Origin of the sequence: Mastigocoleus testarum BC008, assembly GCF_001456025.1 — a bacterium.
Taxonomy (GTDB): Bacteria; Cyanobacteriota; Cyanobacteriia; order Cyanobacteriales; family Nostocaceae; genus Mastigocoleus; species Mastigocoleus testarum.
In genome coordinates this window covers 186881-209927 of record NZ_LMTZ01000107.1, presented here as the reverse complement: position 1 = coordinate 209927, position 23047 = coordinate 186881, and the positions used below count along the sequence as shown (strand labels likewise).

Annotated in this window: 18 protein-coding genes; 9 read left to right on the top strand and 9 right to left on the bottom strand. The window is 37.1% G+C overall.

What is annotated here, in order from left to right; genetic code table 11:
* The first annotated feature begins 548 nt into the window (after window positions 1–548).
* Entirely contained in the window at window positions 549–5180 is a 4632-nt protein-coding gene (locus BC008_RS26205; RefSeq protein WP_058183891.1) for an nSTAND1 domain-containing NTPase, read from the top strand.
* A 38-nt stretch (window positions 5181–5218) separates the two neighbouring features.
* Here the strand turns inward: BC008_RS26205 and BC008_RS26200 are convergent, their stop codons facing one another.
* The 7 genes from BC008_RS26200 to BC008_RS26175 form a co-directional block, all read right to left on the bottom strand.
* On the bottom strand, window positions 5219–5665 hold the full coding sequence (locus BC008_RS26200; protein WP_036267348.1) for a hypothetical protein: 447 nt from the start codon (window positions 5663–5665) through the stop codon (window positions 5219–5221).
* 41 nt (window positions 5666–5706) lie between these two features.
* Complete coding sequence (locus BC008_RS26195) at window positions 5707–7605, bottom strand: pentapeptide repeat-containing protein (protein ID WP_027845482.1); 1899 nt, start codon at window positions 7603–7605, stop codon at window positions 5707–5709.
* Between the two features lie 2 nt (window positions 7606–7607).
* Complete coding sequence (locus BC008_RS26190; protein ID WP_027845481.1) at window positions 7608–9077, bottom strand: hypothetical protein; 1470 nt, start codon at window positions 9075–9077, stop codon at window positions 7608–7610.
* A gap of 230 nt (window positions 9078–9307) precedes the next feature.
* Window positions 9308–10150, bottom strand: coding sequence for a hypothetical protein (locus BC008_RS26185; RefSeq protein ID WP_027845480.1), 843 nt, complete (start codon window positions 10148–10150; stop codon window positions 9308–9310).
* Window positions 10151–10513: 363 nt separating this feature from the next.
* A complete protein-coding gene (locus BC008_RS49685; RefSeq protein ID WP_161938147.1) occupies window positions 10514–10723 on the bottom strand; it encodes a hypothetical protein in 210 nt (69 codons plus the stop codon).
* Window positions 10724–10776: 53 nt separating this feature from the next.
* Window positions 10777–12876, bottom strand: coding sequence for a S8 family serine peptidase (locus BC008_RS26180; protein WP_058183893.1), 2100 nt, complete (start codon window positions 12874–12876; stop codon window positions 10777–10779).
* Between the two features lie 379 nt (window positions 12877–13255).
* Entirely contained in the window at window positions 13256–13864 is a 609-nt protein-coding gene (locus BC008_RS26175; RefSeq protein ID WP_027845479.1) for a TetR/AcrR family transcriptional regulator, read from the bottom strand.
* Window positions 13865–14170: 306 nt separating this feature from the next.
* Here BC008_RS26175 and BC008_RS26170 point away from each other — a divergent pair, with 306 nt between their 5' ends.
* From BC008_RS26170 to BC008_RS26150, 5 genes are all read left to right on the top strand, one after another.
* Complete coding sequence (locus tag BC008_RS26170; RefSeq protein ID WP_058183895.1) at window positions 14171–15475, top strand: HlyD family efflux transporter periplasmic adaptor subunit; 1305 nt, start codon at window positions 14171–14173, stop codon at window positions 15473–15475.
* On the top strand, window positions 15472–16650 hold the full coding sequence (gene devC, locus BC008_RS26165) for an ABC transporter permease DevC (RefSeq protein ID WP_027844503.1): 1179 nt from the start codon (window positions 15472–15474) through the stop codon (window positions 16648–16650). The genes BC008_RS26170 and devC overlap by 4 nt, the downstream gene beginning before the upstream one ends.
* A 161-nt stretch (window positions 16651–16811) precedes the next feature.
* Complete coding sequence (locus BC008_RS26160; RefSeq protein ID WP_036266404.1) at window positions 16812–17513, top strand: DevA family ABC transporter ATP-binding protein; 702 nt, start codon at window positions 16812–16814, stop codon at window positions 17511–17513.
* 352 nt (window positions 17514–17865) lie between these two features.
* Window positions 17866–18846 (top strand): M23 family metallopeptidase, encoded by a 981-nt coding sequence (locus BC008_RS26155; protein WP_235595914.1) that lies wholly within the window; start codon window positions 17866–17868, stop codon window positions 18844–18846.
* Between the two features lie 119 nt (window positions 18847–18965).
* Entirely contained in the window at window positions 18966–19499 is a 534-nt protein-coding gene (locus BC008_RS26150; protein ID WP_027844506.1) for a late competence development ComFB family protein, read from the top strand.
* Window positions 19500–19719: 220 nt separating this feature from the next.
* Here BC008_RS26150 and BC008_RS26145 read toward each other — a convergent pair whose 3' ends face one another.
* Complete coding sequence (locus BC008_RS26145; protein WP_058183897.1) at window positions 19720–20391, bottom strand: L,D-transpeptidase; 672 nt, start codon at window positions 20389–20391, stop codon at window positions 19720–19722.
* Between the two features lie 348 nt (window positions 20392–20739).
* On the opposite strand from BC008_RS26145, the gene BC008_RS50760 reads away from it, so the two are divergent.
* From BC008_RS50760 to BC008_RS26130, 3 genes are all read left to right on the top strand, one after another.
* Window positions 20740–20910, top strand: coding sequence for a hypothetical protein (locus BC008_RS50760; RefSeq protein ID WP_201026161.1), 171 nt, complete (start codon window positions 20740–20742; stop codon window positions 20908–20910).
* 264 nt (window positions 20911–21174) lie between these two features.
* On the top strand, window positions 21175–21831 hold the full coding sequence (locus tag BC008_RS26135; RefSeq protein WP_027844507.1) for a sigma-70 family RNA polymerase sigma factor: 657 nt from the start codon (window positions 21175–21177) through the stop codon (window positions 21829–21831).
* 259 nt (window positions 21832–22090) lie between these two features.
* Window positions 22091–22696, top strand: coding sequence for an anti-sigma factor family protein (locus BC008_RS26130; protein ID WP_058183899.1), 606 nt, complete (start codon window positions 22091–22093; stop codon window positions 22694–22696).
* A 66-nt stretch (window positions 22697–22762) separates the two neighbouring features.
* On the opposite strand, the gene BC008_RS50755 is transcribed toward BC008_RS26130, so the two are convergent.
* Entirely contained in the window at window positions 22763–23017 is a 255-nt protein-coding gene (locus BC008_RS50755; protein WP_201026182.1) for a hypothetical protein, read from the bottom strand.
* Window positions 23018–23047 lie beyond the last annotated feature (30 nt).

Below are 23047 nucleotides of genomic sequence, written 5' to 3'. Positions count from 1 at the left end.
TTTTTGCTTGACAGATACTAATATTTCTTATGCAGTTATTTTAGAGTCACTAATTATCTTTATATTTATTTATTTATTTTGCTTGACTCTGTGAAATTAATCCCCAACCCTAGGCTGGATAGTTGTTTAATTCAGTTGATTAACCTTTTTTAATTTCTTTCAAGAAAGTCTAATAATCCAATCAATAGTCTATTCGCATCACATTATTGATTGGAAATTTGGAATCACGTACGGATTATTTGTAGGCGATAGTGTGTATAAGCGCTAAAATCTCGATTATAACCATTATGTTATATGTTCAACAAGTATATATTTGCTCATTTTGCCTATTAAGTGCAACATCATCCTTTATGCATAAGTTCAACAACAAAAACCTAAATTTATTGTATTAACTTATAGTATTTCCGATTTTTCCACGACCCTAGTGACCTAAATTATTGAGCTTTGTTGGGTTATGCATCGTCGCACAGTATGGGCTCATGCTCTTCAATCCAATCGACTACAAAACCTGATGAACTTATATCCTTAAGTAATTCCAATAAGTAAAGATGCAGATTCTGGTAAGCTTAAAGTTTGGTGATGGTAACTTTCAGGAAGGATTTAGTCGAAATCAAAGCACAGTACACTTCATCAGTGCTGAGAGGAAACCTACAGAACTAGAAGTCCAACTTCCACCCGCACCAGAAATTCCAACCTTATATCAAACATGGCAAAGTACGTATATCAATTTAGTTGGTCCTTTGAGATTGGGATTCAAAAAAAAACAAACTACTAATTTTTCCTGGTCTGAATGCTATCAGGAATGTGAAAATTCTGCTCAAAGTTTGCAAAACCAATTAAACTCTTGGCTTGATAGCGTTAAATCACAATTAAAACCATTAGTAATATCAGATTCCAATCCTGAAATAATATTTATTGTTGATACTCAGGAAATTAAATCTCAATCGACGTCAGATATTTTACATCGTCTCCCTTGGCGAGAATGGAATTACTTCCCCGACAATTCCAGTGTAGAGGTTGGATTATCCTTAAATAAGTCTCAATTAAAAGTCAAACCAATTGAAAATCAAGTATTTCGGCGAGTTAAAATAACTAGTATATTTGGTGACAGCCAAAATATAGATATTGAAACAGATCGAGAATTAATCGAAAAATTAAAGCAACAGGGAGCAGAATTAACTTTTCTCTCCCAACCACAGCGCTCAGACTTTATCAAGTTATGGGATGAACCTTGTGACATCTTGTTTTATAGCGGTCACAGTGAAAGCGATCGCAACAGTCAAATAGGTTCATTACAAATAAGTCCTAGCGATCGCTTAAATCCAGAGGAAATTAGGAATACTTTCCGCGAGGCGATTGTTAAAGGTTTAAGGTTAGCTATCTTCAATTCTTGCGATGGTTTGGGTTTAGCACAACAACTAGCAAATTTGGGTTTGCCATATGTTATTGTCTGGCGAGAACCAGTACCGGATAAAATCGCCCAAGATTTTCTCAAGTATTTTTTACATTCTTTTTCTCAAGGAAAATCTTTATTTGCTTCTGTACGAGATGCAAGGGTTAAACTCCAAGAACTTACAAATAAAGAAGATTCTCAAAAGCAAATACCAGGGGTCAATTGGTTACCAATTATTTGTCAAAATACTTCAGATCCAGCTCCCAATTGGGAAGATTTGGGAGGACTAACAGGAAAACTTCCCGATTCTCCTTACAAAGGGTTATCCCCATTCAGGGAAGAAGATACATCGATGTTCTTTGGTAGAGATAAATACATTGCAGATTTGGTCGATGCTGTAAATACTAAACCATTAGCTGCTGTGGTTGGTGCTTCTGGAAGTGGAAAATCTTCTTTGGTATTTGCTGGTTTGGTTCCTCGTTTGAGAACTGCTGGTACTGAGCACATAGTATCCTTCCGTCCGGGAAAAAATCCCTTTGATGCTTTAGCAATAGCTTTAAATTCCCACGTGCAATCCTTGATTGAGTTTCAAAGGGACAAAGAAATAGAAACTAACAGCCGCAGATTGCAGGAACTGGAATTAGAAGTAGATTTGCAATATGACCAGCAAGCTTTGTGTGGGTTCATTAAAGATATTATTATTTCCGCTGGGCAAAAACTCCACGGAAGTTTTGTACTAATTGCCGATCAGTTTGAAGAACTTTATACTTTGGCGACTGAATCACAGCGTCAACCTTTTCTAGATGCATTATTATATGCTGTAAAATTCGCCCCGAATTTCTTCACTTTGGTTATCACACTCAGGGCTGACTTTATGGGAAAAGCCTTGGATTATCAACCAATGGGTGAAACCTTGCAGAAATATCCACCAATATTACTCACCTCAATGAACCGGGAGGAATTAGCCCAAGCAATAGAAAAACCTGCCGAAAAAATGAAGGTGGAATTAGAAAAAGGTTTAACGGCAAAATTAATTGACGATCTAGGCAAACAACCAGGGCGTTTACCTTTACTAGAGTTTACCCTGACCCAACTATGGGACAAACCAAATAAATGGTACCTTACACACCAAGCTTATGGAGAAATTGGCGGTTTAGAGAAAGCTTTAGCCAAATATGCAGATTCCGTCCTAAATATCTTGTCCGTTACAGAAAAACAACAAGCCGAACGGATATTTATTCAACTAGTACGCCCAGGAGAAGGTACGGAAGACACTAAACGGGTCGCAAATCGTCATGAGGTAGATGCATATAATTGGGATCTAGTCAAACGTCTAGCTGATTATCGTTTGGTAGTCACGGCTTGGGATGAAGGCGATCGAGTTGAGACGGTAGAAATTGTCCATGAAGCCTTAATTCGGGAATGGGGTCAACTGCGACAATGGATCGATTTTGACCGTAACTTCCGGGCTTGGCAAGAACGTTTGCGTGTTGCAATGTATCAATGGGAGCAGAGTGGGCGGGATGAAGAAGCATTGTTACGAGGTGCAATGTTGTTAGACGCCCAAGAAAGGCTTAAACAGCGACCATTTGACCTTGCATCTTCCGAACAAGACTTTATTAAAAGTAGTACAAGATTGCGCCTGCAACAAAAAAATCAGGAAAAACGTAGAAGAAAGCTGACTGTTTTCAGTTTGGCTAGTGGTTTTGTATTAGCTTTAGGTCTTTCTGGATTTGCTTGGTTACAATGGCAACAATCTGAAATGACCTTGCTCAAACAAAGTAATGCTCTTGCAAACTATTCACTAGAACTTTCCAATCAAGGAAAATATTTAGATGCCCTAATAGAAGGTTTACGAGCGGCAAAACCACTACAAAATAAAACAGCTAATACTTCCAGACAGCTTACAGCTTTAGAGACATCCGTATATGCAGTAGAGGAACGCAATCGGTTAGCAAAGCATAGCGCGCCGGTCATAGATGTAGCATTTAGTCCTGACGGTAAAATCATTGCTTCTAGTAGTTACGATAGTACGGTGAAGCTGTGGAATAATCAAGGAAAATTGATTAGAACTCTGAGGGGACATAAGGGACCAGTCAGTGGAGTAGCATTTAGCTCAGACGGAAAGACCATCGCCTCCACCAGTAGAGATAATACAGTAAAGTTGTGGAATACCCAGGGAAAATTGCTTAGAACTCTTAAGGGACATACTGCACCGGTTCTTAGGGTGGTATTCAGCCCCGACAGTGAAACTATCGCCTCAACTAGTAGAGATAGAACAATAAAACTTTGGAATATTCAGGGAGAATTACTTAAAACTCTTAGAGGACATGAATTAGAGGTAATTGGAGTGGCGTTTAGCCCTGACGGGAATAGCATAGCCTCTGCTAGTTCGGATAAAACCGTCAAACTATGGAATATCCAGGGACAGGAAATTCAAACCCTTAGGGGACATGATGCAGGAGTTGTAGGAGTCGCATTTAGTCCCGATGGCAAAACTATTGCTTCGGGTAGTAGAGATAAGACAGTAAAATTATGGAATATTCAAGGAGAACTAATCAGAACTTTCAGGGGTCACGATGGAAGAGTTCGGAATGTGTCATTTAGCCCCGACGGTAAAACTATTGCTTCAGGTAGTTCGGATAGGACAGTGAAATTATGGAATCTGCAAGGTATTGAGATTAAAACTTTTGAAGGGCATGATGGAGGTGTAATTGGGGTAGTATTTAGCCCCGATGGGAAGACCATCGCTTCTACCAGTTATGATAAAACAATAAAACTGTGGAATATTCAAGAGCAGGAAAGTAAAACTTTCAAGGGACATCAAGCATCAGTGATCGGGGTAGCATTTAGCCCTGACGGCAAAACCATTGCTTCTGCTAGTAATGATAAAACAGTAAACTTATGGAATACCCAGGGACAGAACATTGCAACTCTGAAAGGACATGGCAATTTAGTGTGGGGCGTAGCATTTAGTCCTGACAGTAAAATTATTGCTTCTACCAGTTCGGACAGAACCGTGAAATTGTGGAACATGCAAGGAGAATTAATCAAAACCCTTGAAGGACATGACGATTTAGTCTGGGGTGTAGCATTTAGCCCTGACGGTAAAATTATTGCCTCAGTAAGTAACGATAAAACAGTAAAGCTCTGGAGTATTGAAGGACAGTTACTAAAAACTTTGAAGGGACATGACGGTCCAGTCTGGGGTGTAGCATTTAGTCCTGACGGTAAAACTATCGCTTCTGCAAGCAACGATGGAACCGTAAAGCTGTGGAATATTCAGGGTATTGAGCTTAAAACTCTGAGGGGACATAATGCAGGGGTATGGGGTGTAGCATTTAGCCCTGACGGTACAACAATTGCTTCTGCTGGTAACGATGGAACCGTGAAGCTGTGGAATAGTCAAGGCGAACCGATAGAGACTATTCTTAAGGAAAATGATGCAGAAGTCTGGGGTGTCGCATTTAGTCCCAACGGGAAAATAGTTGCATCTGGAAGTAACGATGGGACGGTAAGATTATGGAATATTCAGGGACAGTTGATTGCAACCCTCAGGGGACATGATGCAGAGGTCATTGGGGTAGCATTTAGTCCTGACGGGAAAACCATCGTCTCTGGTAGTTACGATAAGACGGTGAAGCTATGGAATGTTGAGAAGATGAAAGCACAGGATGTTGAATTAAATGATTTACTGAGCAGTGGTTGTAATTGGGCGCGGGATTATCTCAAATATAATGCTAGTCTCAGTGAGGAAGATAGGCATTTGTGCGATGGTGTGGAGTAGTGGTAAATGTTAATATTTTTTATCTATGCCAAACTAGATTAACTACTTTTCAAAAATCCCTTCACTGTCTCAATAGAAATAGTAATAACAGGATGCTTGAATATTTCCTTTAATATTTCCGTACCACCTGCTTCCAATGCACTCAGAAATCGTTTCTTGAGAGTTGGTTTACTCTTAATCTCTTCTTTGATAGCTTCAGTGGCTACAGCTTCGCTTCGAGTGATAGAAGATTCAGCGAGTTTTTCTATAAATGGCTGAATTTCTTTCCGAAGTTCAGCTTTCAATTTAGCGATATCGATTGATTGAGAAATTTCAATTTGACCACCTTCTATTTCAGAAGAATCAGTTACATCTTTGTCAATAGACACAGAGGCATTATTTTTTGCTGTATCTTTCCCTTGGACAGTCTTAATTTTTCCACTTCTAACTTTTGAGTGATTCACATTACCACCAATTTTTAGCGATGCGTCATTTTCATTAGCCATGCTTTTACCTCATTTATCAACTGCGTTTCAATTAATAAAATTTAGTCTTGTTCATCTTCTTCAGTAGAAGATTCATCTGTATTAGATTCGTCATTTGTTGAGATATCTTCTTCATCCGAATCAGAACCTTCATAAGCTTTAGTTTCAATAGTGGCTCCGTCCATTTCACTATCATTCACATCACCACCTATCTCGATTGAAGCATCATTTAAATCTTGAGCAGCGCTTTTAGCAGTAGCTTCAGCCTTTGTATCATTATATATGTACGATACAATTGAAGCACTTTCTTTAGAAAGATTAGATATAACAGCAATCGGAGATATTTGTCCCGTAACTATCTTTAAAAAATCTTGTTTAGTTATTTGAATTTCTCCATATTTCTCTGGGCTCGGACTCCACTCAATGAAGTCAATATCGCAATTACTTATTAATTTTTTTTCTTCACTATTTTTTTGCTCACTTGTTATATTTAAATTAAAGCTTCCTCTTTGAGTGTTATAAAAATTAGCACTGTGAAGCTTGCATCTATCCATGCTTACTGCAGTTAAGTCTGCACTTCTAAAATCTGAACCAGTCATATCGCTAAGACTAAAGTTACTATTTATTAGTTTAGCTTCGCAGAAAACACTTTTCACAAAATTACATCTATCTATATTTATTTTTACTAGTCTTGCTTTTGTTAAATTTACTTCACTTAAATTACATTCTTCTCGAAACTTACTAAAAGAAATATCCGCTAATGAAAGATTAGCAGCTTTATTTTCTCTCCCGTGAAAGCTACTTCTAATAAATTCACAATTGTAAAGCTTTGCTCTCGATAAATCAGTTGCTTCAAAGTCTGTATTTTGAATGATGTTATTACTAATATCAACAAAACTCATTAATGCACTGTTGAATTTGCAGTTTAGAATTTTTCCTTTATTATTAATATATTGTTCACCCTTTATAAATTCAGATTTATTTCCAATACAACAACGAATCAGCAAAGTTTGGTCGGCTTCTAAATCTTTTATCTTATTAACTTTTGATTTGTTAATCTCATCTAATAATGAAACAAATTTAGACTTAGTAAATATTGTTTGATTTAAACGACAATTATAAAAGTTAGTTGCTGAAATCTTTCCTTCAGAAAAATCTGCGTTTGTTAAATCGCAATTATACAACTTACTACTTATATCACATTTTATAAAGCTAGAATATCTTAAATCACAGTCATTAAAAATTAGGGTTCGATCTTCTTCAATTCTTATTCTACTACGATAGACATGACATTGCTCAAATCTCGCTTTTTTTAAAACTACATGCAAAAATCCTACATCAGAAAAATAAGACTTATTAAAAATAACACTTTCAAGATTAGAATCAACAAATCTTAAATGATAAAAATTAGAATTACTGAAATCAGAATTTTCCAAATTGCACCCAAGAAAATTAACATTATAAAAATAACTATTCGAACAGCAGATATTATTTAAATTAATAAGTTCTGAAAAATCAACATCAATAATTTTAATTCCATATTCACTACATTTTTCTAAAAATATTCTTGGATCTTTATTACTTAAGTCTATCTGATTTACTTCGGCTTTAAAGGTAATAGAAATTAAATCATTATTAATCCGTATCTTGTCTGCACCTTTTAATTTACCCGTACTAGAACTTAGAGGAGTAGAGTTAATATGAACCCTAATTTCTGAGTCACTATACTGGTTAAACTCAAAGCCATTTAACTTTGACCAAGATATATCCATGAAAAACCAGCATTTTGAAGTTGGTATGGTTGAAAATAGCGCTGTAGGTATGATGTACACTTGAGGATTTTGAAGGTCTCCATGTACGACCAAACTGCAAACATGAGCGTTATGCTCAAAACTAATATTTAACTCTTCTGGTGGAAAAACACTTCTGTGTTTAGGTGTAATTGCAAAATTGATTTTCATGACTAATTAGATTCCCATTGCATAGTAGAACTAATTGCATTTTTTATTCTCTCTAATACATCCAAAGGATGACTCATAATTTCTTCTGTTGTAATTTCAAGTACACAGTAACCACTAATCTGCTCTTCAACTAACTTGTTTTTAAAAATACTCTCAGCTTCCTTATCCCACTTTTTAGCATCACTCTTAAATTGTTCATCGCGACAATATACAGTTACTCTATAAGGTTGAAAATACAGGACTAAACATTGTGCTAAATCATTTCTTGGTGCGTAGCCGGTTATATGATGAGGTACAGGTAAATCATTTTGCTGCTCCATTATACTAAGAAGTCTACGAGCAACAAAAGATAACTCAGAAGGTAATTGTATATCTTGCCAACTGAAGTCAGGATTTTGCCATTTCCAGTAATAAGTTGGTATTTCTACGGTTTTGTCGTTACTCTTTGGAGTCATATCAAGTTTAGGGAAGCTGAAGTTATTAATAAATTCATCAATACCAGCGAAATCTTTCCCAGCTAAATCTTTTACTTTATTTACTAAGTCTTTAATGGGTCTTCTACTATTATTAAATTTAGTTTTGAGTTGTTTTATCGAAGTTAAATAGTTTTTATAATCATTATTTTGTTGTTCCAAATTTTGTATTAGTTGAAGCTGTTCTTCTTTTAATATTTCAAGTTGCTCAAGCTGTTCTCTATCTTGTATATTTTGTTCTTCTAAATTTTGTTTTTCACTTATTATATATTGTAAATTTTGATTAGCTTCTTCCAATTGGCGATTTGCATCTTCCGCTTGTTGACTTTTTTCTTCATATTCTTCTCTTAAGCGTATTTGTTCTGCATTTTTATAGAATGGTCTTGGATTGATACCATAGATGCTTATCGTCTGTAATTCTTCGCGTGCTTTCACATATTTACTGAAAGCAGCAATTATACCTTTACTTAGACAAAATGAAAAAGTTGAAGATACAGCAGCTACACTAAAAGCAATAACAGGGATTGGAATTAAATCACGTACAAAAATAAAGTTTTGATTAAAATTTTGATTTCCTGACAAGACAGCTTGAAATGTCAATAATAAATCTCCAGGAAGTAGTATCCAAACAATTGGTGAAAATTTGATACCAATTAATGATATTTTTATTTTCTTATTTAATAATTCTGATTCATCTATTAACGTAGTCAAAGGTAGAGATGCTGTTACAAGTAAGCCAATTAAAGTTTTAATTGGAAATCCCCATAATTTATCAGTAACAGAGAGTCCGAATCTTTCGCCGAAAGAATATTCTAATATTGCTAGTTGTCCAAAACTTTGCAAGATTAAAAATAACACTAACATCGAAAAAATTGTGAACTGATATAGTTTTTGCTGTTGGTACCATTTTTCTAGTTTTTGGCGATATAGTGAATTTTCAACATAATTTTTATATACCTGTTCAACCAGTTGTATCTGACTATAATTATTTTCGTTCATAAATTTAATTCTCAATAACAAATATTAAAGAAATAATTTCCAACGTTTATCAACTTGGTGCTAATTGCTACATGTAAGTAATTAGTCAAAATTTATAAGATGAATTTTTAATCAAACTTTGAAGCTCTTATAATTGATCAAAAATCATTAATAAATAACTTTGCACCACATTTAAGGTCACAAATTTAGCATTTTAATGGAGTGTTCCATATTGTAAATACTTGTAAGTTTTATTTTTTCAAATCTTCAGGTATCTTACATGGAGGATAATCTGCTGTGTCTAAATACGTTTTTTCATACTTGGAAATTATTAATTCTTCAATCTCGCGGTCGACATGTAATCCTCCCCTATCACTTATCTCTGAAATTTCTTCTATTATCTTTCCGTCAACTGATTTTCCCTCACTAAACGCATCCACTGTTTGAAGTCTTCCTCTATCTCTTTGTCTAAATAAATTTCTCAATATAGGATATTTTTGATTAAAGTTGAAAAATTCTATTCTTCCAACCTTAGATGTTTCTTTTTCCCATACATATCGTTCAATACTTATATCGCTCCTAGCATCTCTCATTTCCACTGGTAGAGAGATTAAAAATATAACGCTTTTTATATTTTGGTCATGTATCTTTAAATTTCTTTCCATACTCAATGTTAAAACCGAATTTTGACCCTTAATTTTCAACCATTTCCAGGCTAGACAAGTATCTTTTTTTGTGTAAAAAAAACCGTTTTTAAATTCATCTATACGACTGATTGTAAAAGTATTAGGTTGACTTGAAAATGTAACAAAACTTGTAATCTTAGGTGTATACTCTTTGCCAGATAATAAATTTTCTTTATTTAATAGCTCTACATTGACGTTGACTGGTAATCTCAGAAATAACTTTTTAGGTGAACAACTATTACTTCCAAAGACACGGCTAAAAATAAAATCATTTAATTGTACGCTCTCTTTTTGGGCATCTTGGTTCGCCGCAAATTCACATTTGCTTTGACAAGATGTAATTATTAAATTAACCAGGACAATAGTTGTAATAATTACTAGATATTGGGAAATATTTTTTATTAACACTTCATAAATCCCTATATATTTTATATCTGCGAAATCAGCAATACTTCTCTACTGAAGACTATAAATAGTAGTATTGATTTATATCAGTAATCAGCAAGCCTTAGAGAACTATACAATTACCTAATGTTAATATATACAGTTTTTATTTGGTTAATACTAGTGTAATACAAATTACTTCTACAAGGTTCTAAATATTTGCGAACTTTTTTATTCTTATTATTATTTGAATTAAACAAAAATTACGAAATATTTTCTGTAACTATATTTTTAAATCACTTTATGGAAAGTATATGATAATCTGATGTTGTCAATTTTTTAATAAGTTAATCCTTATTATAGGTCGAAAAGTTAGATTGTATTTATTCAGTAAATACCAGAAAAATCAAAGATTATTTGGGGTAATTCAAAATTATTGGTGCGGGCGATACTTGTTCTTGAAATTCCTTTATCATGTGAAATTACTTTAAAATTATCCACTAAAAAATCTGACTCAAAAGCTTCATCTCCAACATCCACAATCTCATCATATATAGGGCATATTAACTTGATTCCCAGACTCAGTCTGGGAATCACAATTTAGAGGCTCTGCCTCTTGGCTATGATAAAAAAGAGTCAAAAGTAAATTATCAGCTTGAAACAGTCATCATATCCGTAGGAAATAAAACCCCACCATCCTGTGAAATTACTTTAAAATCATCCACCAACAAACCCGACTCAAAAGCTTCATCTCCAGCATCCACAATCCCAATTCCCACCTTGTAGGTACCAGCTTCTGTAAACTCATAAGTAAAATTATCGTAGCCAGTTTCTAGCTCAAATCTTGTTGGAGATACAACCGAAGCGCTGCTGATGTCTGCAATCTTAATATTAGTACCAGATTCAAGATTAGTATTTGGGATGACAGAAACAAAAGCAAAATCATTAAATGTACCGGAGTCACCTTCAGAAACAGTTTCATTTGTCAATAGACTAAAATCAAAACTTAAAATATCTCCAGCTTCAACCACAACTTGTTTTTGTAAAGCAGAACCTTCAGTTGTATCTCCATTATCGATTAAATCGATCGCTCCAAGATTTAAATCCAAAAAAGCTTCGATTTCAGTATCGCTGACAATACCCAAAGCAGTAGTTATTAAGGCTTGAAAATTTCCTTCTGTTGGAATACTGCCAAATTCTGCCGTTTGGGTACTAGCATTACCAATAGCTTTCCAGCTATTAAAGTCACCATTCTCAAATCCCCCGTTTCTTACTTCTCCACTTCCCAATAATTCAGCGATCGCTAAATCTGCTTGAATAAAACCAAATCCACTTCCATCATCAAAACCAGAATCAAACTCAGGAGTAAATGGATCGTCCATATCCAAAGCAGTACTTTCCAAAGCTTGATAAATTTCTGCAGGAGTTGCATCGGGAACTGCATCCAACATCAAAGCCGCAACTCCAGCTGCATGGGGAGCGCCAGCTGATGTTCCGAAGAAATTAGGTAAGCCATCACCGTCAGTATCGTTACCAAAAAAGGTATTGTTAGTCCCGTGGGGAGCAATAATTTCCGGTTTCTGACGCAGTTCAAAAGTCCGCGTTCCATCGGTTTCAAATAAAATCGGGGTCGGACCAGCAGAAGAAAAAGATTGTAAATTTGGTGGTACGACTCCAAACTCCGGGGTTTGATCGTATAATGCGACCCCCACAGCTTCCGCTCCAGCAGCATTAGCATGTCCGTATACCGTGCTGCTATTTGTATCAAATTCATCAATTGCCACACCCCCAAACAGGACATATTTCATTAATTCGGGATTGGGACCGTCCGATTTGGTAATAGCAAGATTGAACTGATTCGTACCAAAACTACCATCATTGGTGAAGGTAAATACTTCTACGGGATCGCCACCAACATTACTATCTGTACTTGAAGCTAATATATTGGTACCAGTGCTGTCATACAGAAAAATATTCAAGTCATTTGGAGAGCCAGATCCACCACTTACTGAGAAAAATGGCGAATCCCATTGAAAGGAAATACGAATTGTTTGACCCTCAAAAACATTAATGCTTTGGAAAGTATCTACTACCGCTCCCGACTGGAAATCATGAAATTCACCACCCGATGTTGCTTCAAACTGACCGCTAGGGTTAAAAGCACTTTCATAGGAACCGCGACCAGTGCTTCCCGCTGCAGCAAAGTATGATACCCCATCAGCCACCACTTTATCTACAGCCTGAGCAATTACTCCATCTTGGAACATCGGTTCCCGTAAATAAAGAATGTCATCAACTATGATATCGGCTCCAGCTTCTGCTAATTCAGTAACAGCATCGGCGAAACCAGCTTGGCTAGAGACTCCTGTATGAAAAATAAAATCAGCACCAGGAGCGACATCATGAATTAACTGAATCATTGCTCGTCCTTCATCAGAAGCAATGATAGCTGATTCCTCAAGTACATTTACTGGAATCGTATTACCTAGAGGATTACCAGCACCGGGAAGATCGCCACTAGCGATATCATCATTGGCTCCACCTAAGGTATTAAAACTGTCGGACAATACTCCTATGGTTACACCACTACCATCTACATTAAACGTATTTCGTGCTTCATCTGCACGCATCGCGAGATCCCCTTGTCCCGTAACCGATCCCACGTTGGTGATCAAAATATCTCTATCTTCTTGTAAGACAAACGAAACAGAAGGATTTTCTGCTACCAAATCTCTATTATTCGAACTCATTAGCCTTCTTCCCACCCCGGTTACTGTTACGCAAGCAATACGAACACTCCACACACCGAGTCAACACAATATCTTGCGATCGTTAATAGTTAATTTATTTTTAGTGTTGAAAAAATATTATGCTGTTAACAGTATCCCATGATTGATGAGTAATGAGTAATAAGTAACGAGTAATGTTAGCAAAGCGGGGCGCTTAAGCGCACAGTAATGAGTGAGTAGTGAGTAGTGAGTAATACCTCTGTCCTAAGTTAGAGGATTTATTAATTGAACCGATTTTTTATATTTTAATCATAGGTGAGCATGTATTAACTTTACACCCGTTCACAGATAATGCTGATGGGATTTTACTTGTTACTTGTTACTTATTACTCATTACTTATTACTTAATAATAAGGTGCATTAAAGCATCAACGATACGTTCTTTTTCCATGGGAATAATATCCTTTGCATGCATCATCTCTTGGGTCATTACATAGTGCACAAGAGTACCAATCATAATTCTTGCTGTTGCTTCCGGATCGGGAATGTCCAATTCAGGGTGGGAAGCCAGGTATTTTGTCAGTGTCTCAAATACCGGTTTAACCATGCAATTAATACAAACCTTAGCTAGTTCTGGAAAGCGACCAGATTCTCCAATTAATAATCGCTTAAAATCCCGATATTTATCATTAGATGTCATTTCTTCTAATGCTTTGATCGCAAGCTGACGTAAGACAATTTTTGGTTCCCCTTCTAAAGGTTCTGTACCAAACACTGATACAAACTTTTCTCGCGTCATTTTTTCTATTAAAGCTTTAAATAAACCTTCTTTTCCTTGAAAGTGACTGTATACCGTCGCCTTTGAAACACCAGCAGAAGAAGCAATCCGATCCATGCTTGCACCAGTATAACCATGGGCTAAAAATTCTTGCATCGCCCCTTGAAGAATTTTTACAGATTTATTACTTAAGCCTATTGTTTCAACGTCTTGAACTCGAATATGTGCCATTATGTTTTATTTAACTTTCTTCTTAAAGCATATTAAAGACAACTGGATTCCGAACAACTTATTTTGTTCTAAATACTTTTCCAACAAAAACTTAAGATGCAGCACAACTAAATTTACTCTAATTATGTTTGTATAAATTACTCATTCTCAGCATTGGTAACTGTCAAGGAAAATGGGGACACCACATAAGCGCCCCAAAATTTTTACACAAATTGAAACTGCTAAGAGTGAACTTGAACTAGTCAGTTTAGTTTAGTTATATTATATATGAAACTAAACCGTTTAGTTGGAAGGGTGGAATAATTAATGTTGCAAAACTCAAATGTCGAAAGTTCTTCAACTAGGAAGGTATTAAATATACCAATACTCGCAAGCGTGATAGCTGTCTTAATTGCAGGTGGGGTAAGCATATATGCGATTGGGCGTTTTCGTGCTTCTAATACATCTATGTCTTCGGAATCTGTTTCAACTCAAGTAGAAATTACAACAGTTAATGCTTTGGGAAGATTAGAGCCAGAGGGAGAAGCAATTAAACTTTCTGCACCTGCATCATTTGAAGGAAATCGGGTCGAGCAATTGTTAGTTAAACGGGGCGATCGCATTAAAGCAGGACAAGTGGTTGCAATTTTAGATAGTCGGGACCAACTTGCAGCAACAGTAGAAGAAGCCAAACATCAGGTGGCGATCGCCCAAGCAAACCTGGAAAAAGTAAAGCTTGGTGCAAAAAAAGGTGAAATTCAAGCCCAACAAGCAACTATCAATCGACTTCAAGCCGAAAGAGAAACAGAAATTCAAGCCCAACAAGCAACTATTAATCGACTTCAAGCCGAAAGAGAAACAGAAATTCAAGCCCAACAAGCAACTATTGAAAGATTAGAAGCACAGCTAGCCAATGCTAAAACAGAATATCAACGCAATCAATACCTTTACCAACAGGGAGCATTATCAGCATCTTCCCGTGACAGCAAACGTTTAGAATACGCAACCGTCCAAAAGCAAGTAGCTGAAGCCAAAGCCAACTTGAGACGAATCAAGTCATCCAAACAACAACAACTCACCGAAGCCCAAGCTAACTTAAAACGCATTCAAACATCACGGAAGCAACAAGTCATAGAAAGTCGGGCAACGTTAGATAGAATTGCGGAAGTTCGTCCTGTAGATGTAGCTGCAGCCCAAGCAGAACTCAACCGTGTAAAAGCTTCTCTGATAAGGGCAAAAGCTAATTTAAAGCAATCCTATATCCGTTCTCCCCAAGACGGTCAGGTATTTGAAATTTATACCCGCCCTGGAGAAATTGTATCAAACGATGGAATTATTGAAATTGGGCAAAACAGTCAAATGTATGCTGTAGCAGAAATATATCAAAGTGATATTAGAAAAATTCGTCCAGGACAAAAAGTAAAAATTTTTAGTGACTCTCTCAATAGTGAATTAGCCGGAACCGTAGAACTAGTCGGCTTGCAGGTCAAACGCCAGGATGTAATAAACGCCGATCCTTCCAGCAATATTGATTCCAGAATTGTGGAAACTCGAGTCAGACTCGATGAAGAATCCAGTAAGAAAGTCGCTAACTTTACCAATCTACAAGTCAGAGTGGAGATTCAGCTATGATTGGATTTATTGGAAAAATTAGGCGCAGAATACCCCTCGGATGGTTGCAACTATCTCATCATAAAGGTCGTTTTTTAGTTGCAATTTCTGGAGTCGCCTTTGCAGACTTACTAATGTTTATGCAATTAGGCTTCCAATCTGCTTTATTTAACAGCGCCACTCGCCTACATAAATCTTTACAGGGTGACATAGTAATTTTTAGTACTCAAGCTCGAAACTTTACTGATATGTCCACTTTTACCCGGCGAAGACTTTATCAAGCAATGAATGTACCAGGAGTAAAATCTGTAGATGCTGTTTATGCAAATACAATCAAGTGGAGAAACCCCCAAACTAAAAATAGAAATAATTTATTAATTGTTGGCTTTAATCCAGACCAAAAAATATTTGATATTCCCGCAGTTAATAGTCAAATACACAAGACGAAACTACCAGATAATCTATTATTTGATACCAAAACTAAAGGTGAATATGCTGAAATTATTTCTCAAGTAAAACAAGGAAAAAGCGTTACTACTGAAGTAGAAAGACGAACTGTTACAATCAGTGGTCTATTCACCATTGGTTCTTCCTTTGGTTCTGATGGTCACATAATGACTAGCGAACAGAATTTTCTACGATTATTTCCAAGAAGAGAAGCCGCTAGCGTTAGTTTGGGTGTAGTCAAGGTCAAACCAGGAAAAGACCCTAAAGTTATTGCGGATGCGTTGAAAACTCACCTAACACAGAGTGACGTTCAAGTTTTAACCAAAGAAGAATTTATTGTCTTTGAGAAAAATTATTGGCAAAAAGCTTCACCTATTGGCTTTGTCTTTGGCTTAGGTACAGCCATGGGATTCACAGTTGGTGTAATTATCGTTTACCAAGTCCTTTCTACCGATGTGAATGCTCACATCAAAGAATACGCTACCTTCAAGGCAATGGGGTACCGAAATCTCTATTTGCTAGGAGTCATCTTTGAAGAAGTCTTAATTTTGGTTATATCTGGCTTTATACCGGGTATGAGTGTATCTATCGGGCTTTATGCTTTAACCCGTCAAGCCACAAACTTGCCTGTATTTATGACCGTTTTACGGGCGATACAAGTACTAATATTAACTTTTGTAATGTGTATGATTTCTGGAATGATTGCTACTCGTAAAGTTCAATCAGCTGACCCCGCAGATATGTTTTAGATTTGGGTCTTGGGAATTAGCCTTAGCAGTAGTATGGTATTAACCATAAGCATTACGCGCCGCCCTACAGCATATGGCGTTATGGGAATATAGAGATTTGCAAAATACAAATTAAGATACAGGTGTAGTTTGTGCAAAAAAGCGCATGGGAAAAATAAGCAATGATAAAAACTGTAATATCGGTTAAAAATCTCAATCACTTTTTTGGTAAAGGTCAATTACAAAAACAGGTATTATTTGATATTAATTTAAATATTAATGCTGGTGAAATTATTATTATGACGGGACCTTCCGGTTCCGGTAAAACTACGCTTTTAACTTTAGTTGGTGGTTTGCGTTCTGCTCAGTCTGGTAGTTTGCAGGTATTGGGAAAAGAACTATGCGGTGCAACATCAACGCAATTAACTTTAGCGCGGCGTAACAATGGCTATATTTTTCAGGCACATAATTTACATGAAAGTTTGACTGCACTCCAAAATGTGAAGATGGGCTTGGAATTACACGAAAACATTTCACCAGAAGAAATAAAAAAGAGATCAATCGAAATGTTAGAAATGGTGGGACTAGGAGAACGTATCAACTACTATCCCGAAAACCTATCCGGAGGACAAAAACAACGGGTAGCGATCGCTCGTGCTTTGGTAAGTCATCCGAAAATAGTACTTGCAGACGAACCAACCGCAGCTCTTGATAGTAAAACTGGTCGAGATGTGGTTCACCTGATGCAAAAACTGGCAAAGGAACAGGGTTGTACAATCTTGCTAGTGACTCATGATAACCGCATTCTTGATGTTGCCGATCGCATTATTCATATGGAAGATGGAAAACTCGCAAATACACCCGATTTGAGTCAGGTTGGTTAAGTAAGATTGCTTATAGAATCAAAAAAATTAATAAAACTAAAAAATTAATCAACCTAATGTTCTGTAAGCCAATTTTCTAGAAATCAATTTTTTGGATTTATCCAAATTGAAAGAAATCACAGAATTTTTCCACTTTTATTACTGCCTACTTCCAAAAAAGGCGACATACTCATATCACATAAAACTTACAGCCATCAGAATACTAGAATTACTTCTACTATTCTGGTGGTTATTCTTAAAAAAATATTTGTCAAAGACATATTCATACTTGAAACAAAAAATCTTAACTTTTAATCTTTAAAATTTAAAGCATGAAAATTTTTTCCAGTTCCAGGTTAAAACAATCTAAGTAATGACAAATAAACCAACACAAGCGATGAGTGCTGAAAGTCACACAAGTAATTATTTGAAACATTTATTTACTTCATGTCACAAAAAAATAAACAAACAACCAAATAATAATAAGAAATTTGAATTTTTAACAGGTGCAGCCATAGGAATCTTTGCTGCTTTACCTGTAGCCTTCGCTTCATCTGTTCAAGCTGCGCAGGTGGAAATTATCCCTAGTTCGCCCAAATTGGGTCAGTCTATTTCTGTTGAAATTACTCCTGATAATTCAGCTAATGGTGGAAATTTAAAGGTAGTTAGTAATGGGGAAACCTACCCAGTATTTCCTATCGCCCCTAATAAATACCGGGCTTTTATTCCCACTACCCCATTACAAAAACCTGGGAGAAGAGTTGTTCGGGTTTACGGTGATGGACCGACACGAAATCTTGCCGTATGGATAGGTGATCGTAGATTTCCCACCCAACGTATTTGGTTACCAAAGAAAAAAGCAGGTACCAGAGCAACAAAAATGGAACTTCAGCGAGTTAAAGAATTCAAATCACTGACAACACCAGATAAATTTTGGGATGGTGCTTTTATCAGGCCAAGTAAAGCACGTATTTCTACTATCTATGGTGTACGTCGCTACTACAATGGCAAATTTGCACATAATTACTACCACCGTGGCGTTGACTACGCAGGTGCACAGGGTTCTCCCGTAGTTGCCCCAGCTGGCGGTCGCGTCGCTTTGGTTGGTAAAGAAGCCGCAGGTTTCCTAGTTCATGGAAATGTTGTAGGCATCGACCATGGTCAAGGTTTAACCAGTATTTTTATGCATTTGAATGGCATAAAAGTAAAAGAAGGTGACATGGTAAAACCAGGTCAACTGATTGGTACCATCGGTTCTACTGGCGCTTCTACTGGTCCCCACTTACACTGGGGTTTGTATGTAAACGGACAAGCTATAGATCCAGTAACCTGGCGAAATAATGCAATAAAATGATACAGATGTAATTAATACGTCTGTTGTGTTACAGTCTCCTTTTAAGGAGACTATGCAGGCAAAATCAAGCTATAGGTACCGTCCTTTCCTTACCCGGGTGGCTTAAAAATATGAGTGTTATGAGTATCGAAAAAATTGTTGAACAAGCTCTCCAGGATGGTTATCTGACCCCAGTCATGGAAGCTGAGGTCGGACGCATTTGCGACCATGCTTCGGAACTTTCTATTGAAGAGTATATGGCGCTGGACAGATTAATGGGAGCGCTCCTAACTGGTGAGGTAGTGGCGGTACCTCGCAAACAGTTTATTAATGTTATGGAAGAATTGGTTTTGACCGAGGCGATCGCGCGGGTTGCTGAAATCGAAGCCACTAGCGAGCGCAGTTTAGATGTGGGTGATATTGCGGCTTATGCTCTGAATCGATTACCACCTCTGTATGCAACAACCGAGGAAGGTGCTAATTACCAACGTCAGCATGCAAAGGAGCAATTACAAGAGCTAATCCTCCAGCAAATCGGTGAAGCAATTGCTCGAAACCTGGATCGACCAAACGATGATCGAACCCCAGTAATGGCTAAAAGCAGTGGGAATGAAGTCCTGCGTCAAGTTAGTACTTTACTTCAAGCCTATGCTCCCCACTTTGAACAGAAATAAACATTTACTTGGGATTCAGAGGTCACAATATACTAACCAGGAGCATAGAGAAAATGATTTCCTATGCATCCTGTATAAATATTAGGTATGTCCAAACAATAACTCATGCCCAAAGTTTTTTATTGTTACTTTTAGGGCGCACCGAAGTGCGCCTGTAGAAATTGTGGTGATATTTTTAGTTGATAGTTTTTTCTATTAGAAATTTCCTTAAGTTCAGGAATCACTGGCGTACTTCTACGGGGGTACCCATAGTAACTTGCTTATAAAGCATTAACACATCCACATTACGCATTCTCAAACAGCCATGGGATACAGCCGTACCAACCACATCATAATTCGGCGTACCGTGGAAACCTATGTAGTTTCGACCATCTGACCAAAACCCAATCCACCTCAGTCCCAAAGGGCTATCAGGTCCAGGAGGAAAGACCTTATCAGTAATTGGATGACGCCAGGAAGGATTGACAACTTTCTGATTTACTTGAAAAGAACCTGTAGGAGTTTCCCAACCTTTTTTACCTATTCCGGTGGGATAACTCGCAATTGTTGTATTTCCACGATATACGTAAACCCGACGATCGCTTAAATCAACTGTTACTTTGATAGGTCCGGAAGCAGGGTTAGATTTTATTGATTTTTGGGGAACTGTTTGGATTGAAAATAAATCAAACAGGTTATCTACTGTCCGGTTTTGTGGTGAGATTCGTGCGATTCCTGTTGTTCTTGCTTCAGAAGTCTTGACCCGTGATGATGTTTCATGGGGACGATTCATAGCTGTTTTGGATTGCGCCGAACTGTCAACGTACCATTTTGTTATTAAAGACAAAATTGCAGTTCCAAAACAGAAGAACACTAAGGTTTTAGCTATATATCCGTTTCTTACCATCAGTATTACCAGTTTGATTTCCCAAAATCCAAATATTTGCGCGACCTTTACTTACTTCTTTACTTTGCCAGTGCGATCCCTGTTATTGAAAATTGTCAATCTAATTTAATATTTGATTATATTTACTGAAGGATAATATATCGAAATTTTACATTCTTTTATCATTTTTTTTACGGATTTGCCGATATGGGTGGGCACACTAGTGATGTAGATATTGCGAACTTACCTGAATTTAATATAAATGTTCTTTCTGTTTTCAGGGGTATTGATTTTCGGAACTACTAATTTTCGGGACTATTAAAACTTAGGTAAAGCTATCGCGATCGTATTTTTGTGGTGTGGGTGAGAAAAATCATGTTTGAAAAACTGTTTCTAGCTTTTATAATTACACTTTCTCTAAATTTTGTGATTGACCTTTCTACGTTTAACAAAAACAATACTGGTGCTGATGAGCCTTCTGGGGTACCCTTTAACGAAAATGTTTTTGTACAAAGACTTAAAAAAATTGATACAGCTACTAAGTAGTCACGTAAATGTCAATGGGTAATGGTCAGTTATTAGTATTGCATATTCGTAAGTAGCATCAAGGTGAAGATACAGTTAGGGAAATTCAGCCTTAAAGTCCTGATTATTGAAGGATAAAGCCATATTTCTTATATAAGATTTACGCAAAGTATAATCACACTTATATACTTCGGTGTTACAGTAATTAATCCGTCACTTTTGCTTGGAACTTCTTCAGAAATAACGTGTCTAATTGATAGGGATGATTTAAAGCCAGTGCAATCTATGAGTCAATCAATTCCTGTATCCTGGTCAACTGTTGGCGTCAAAGTTCCGGAAAACTCAGTGCAAGTTGACCAACTCTCAAACCACGATCTAATCCTGCGTTGTCAAACAGGACTGCGCCCCGACCGTGTTGCTTTTGCAGAGTTGTTAAAACGCTATCAATCTCAAGTAGATCGAGTTTTATACCACTTGGCCCCAGACTGGTCTGACAGGGCTGATTTAGCTCAAGAAGTGTGGATTAGAGTGTATCGCAATATTAATCGCTTACAAGAACCAGCTAAGTTCCGGGGGTGGTTAAGTCGAATTGCGACTAATCTATTTTATGATGAGCTACGCAAACGGAAGCGTGTCGTTAGTCCCTTATCCTTGGATGCACGTCGCACCGTGGATGATGGTGAAATGGATTGGGAAATCGCAGGTGATACCCCCGGTCCAGAAGAAGCATTGACCACACGCGAATTTTATGAGCAACTACGGGATGCAATCTCCGATTTGCCAGAAGTGTTCAGAACTACTATTGTCCTGCGAGAAATTGAAGGCATGCCATATGAAGAAATCGCAGAAATTACCGGGGTTTCTCTAGGAACTGTAAAATCAAGAATTGCTAGAGCCAGAGCTAGATTACAAACACAATTACAAAAATACTTGGATGCCTAGATACTTTGTCCCCAGGATATTTTGTCTAGTTGTCGATGTGGATTATGTTTAAGAATCTTTACTGCAAGCAATTTAATTTGTATTTGCAAACAATTTGATTTCCTGATTATTTGATTTTCTAATTGTAAGCAAAGTAAATATTTAAGTTAAGAATTGTTCCTAGTAAATTGGAGTGCTTCCAGGAATGCATCTAAAGATTGATTAAGTTCTGATGCTTTTGGGTATCTATACCCGTATATGAATTTGTAATAATGTTAATATGACTACAGAGTATCAGTTTGAAGACCGTTCCAATTTGCCACGATCTCAAGGATTGTCAGAGGGAATGGAAGAACACACCAATCAATCAACAGGCGCTATGGATATATTGAAGCGCGATCGCTTCGAACTATTGAGTGCTTACCTCGACGGTGAAGTAACTGCAGCAGAACGTCGATTAATCGAGCAATGGTTGGATAATGAACCTGAGGTTCAACGTTTATATGTCCGTCTGCTTAAACTGAGAAAAGGTTTGCGGACGCTACCAGTACCAGAGCAGCAGCCTGTAGAAGAGACTATTAAGCAGGTAACAAAGCGTATAAGTCGTGGCTATCGTCAAGCGATAATTTATGGTGGTGCGGCAATTGCTGCCTGTGTAATTGGCGCTATGGGCAATTTGCTTTCCGGTGGAGAAGGTGCGCTCGTGCAAATGGCAATCCGGGAACCACAGCAGCAACCTTCATCACCAAACGATACTTCGTTAATGGTTGCAATCAACTCACCGGTTTTCCCCATACCGAAAACGGAAATATCTCCAGATAAAGCAGTAGGAGAAATAGGAAACCCAGGTTGGGATGTGGATGTTAACGACAATGGTTTTAATTAAATCGGTCGAAAATTTCTCATGTTATCGTTAAAAATTTCAATGGGGATCGACTTTTAAATCGGCAAATCAATAATCAACATTTTTATAAACTAGTGGAGGCGTTGTAATGCAGCGCCTCTTCGATTTTTTGCGGGTCTCTTCTGTGTCCTTCTTGTATCCTGGCTGAAGCAGGTGTGAAGAAAGAGTATTGCAAAGTATGCAACTCCTAATACCAAATCCAATTTTTAAAACTACTTTATATTTTTTGGGATTTCCCCCCACACTCCCCACACTTCCCACACTCCCCACACTTCCCACACTCCCCACACTCCTTCGTCTCATTCTTAAAAGGAGGTTAATTAACGGTTTAGT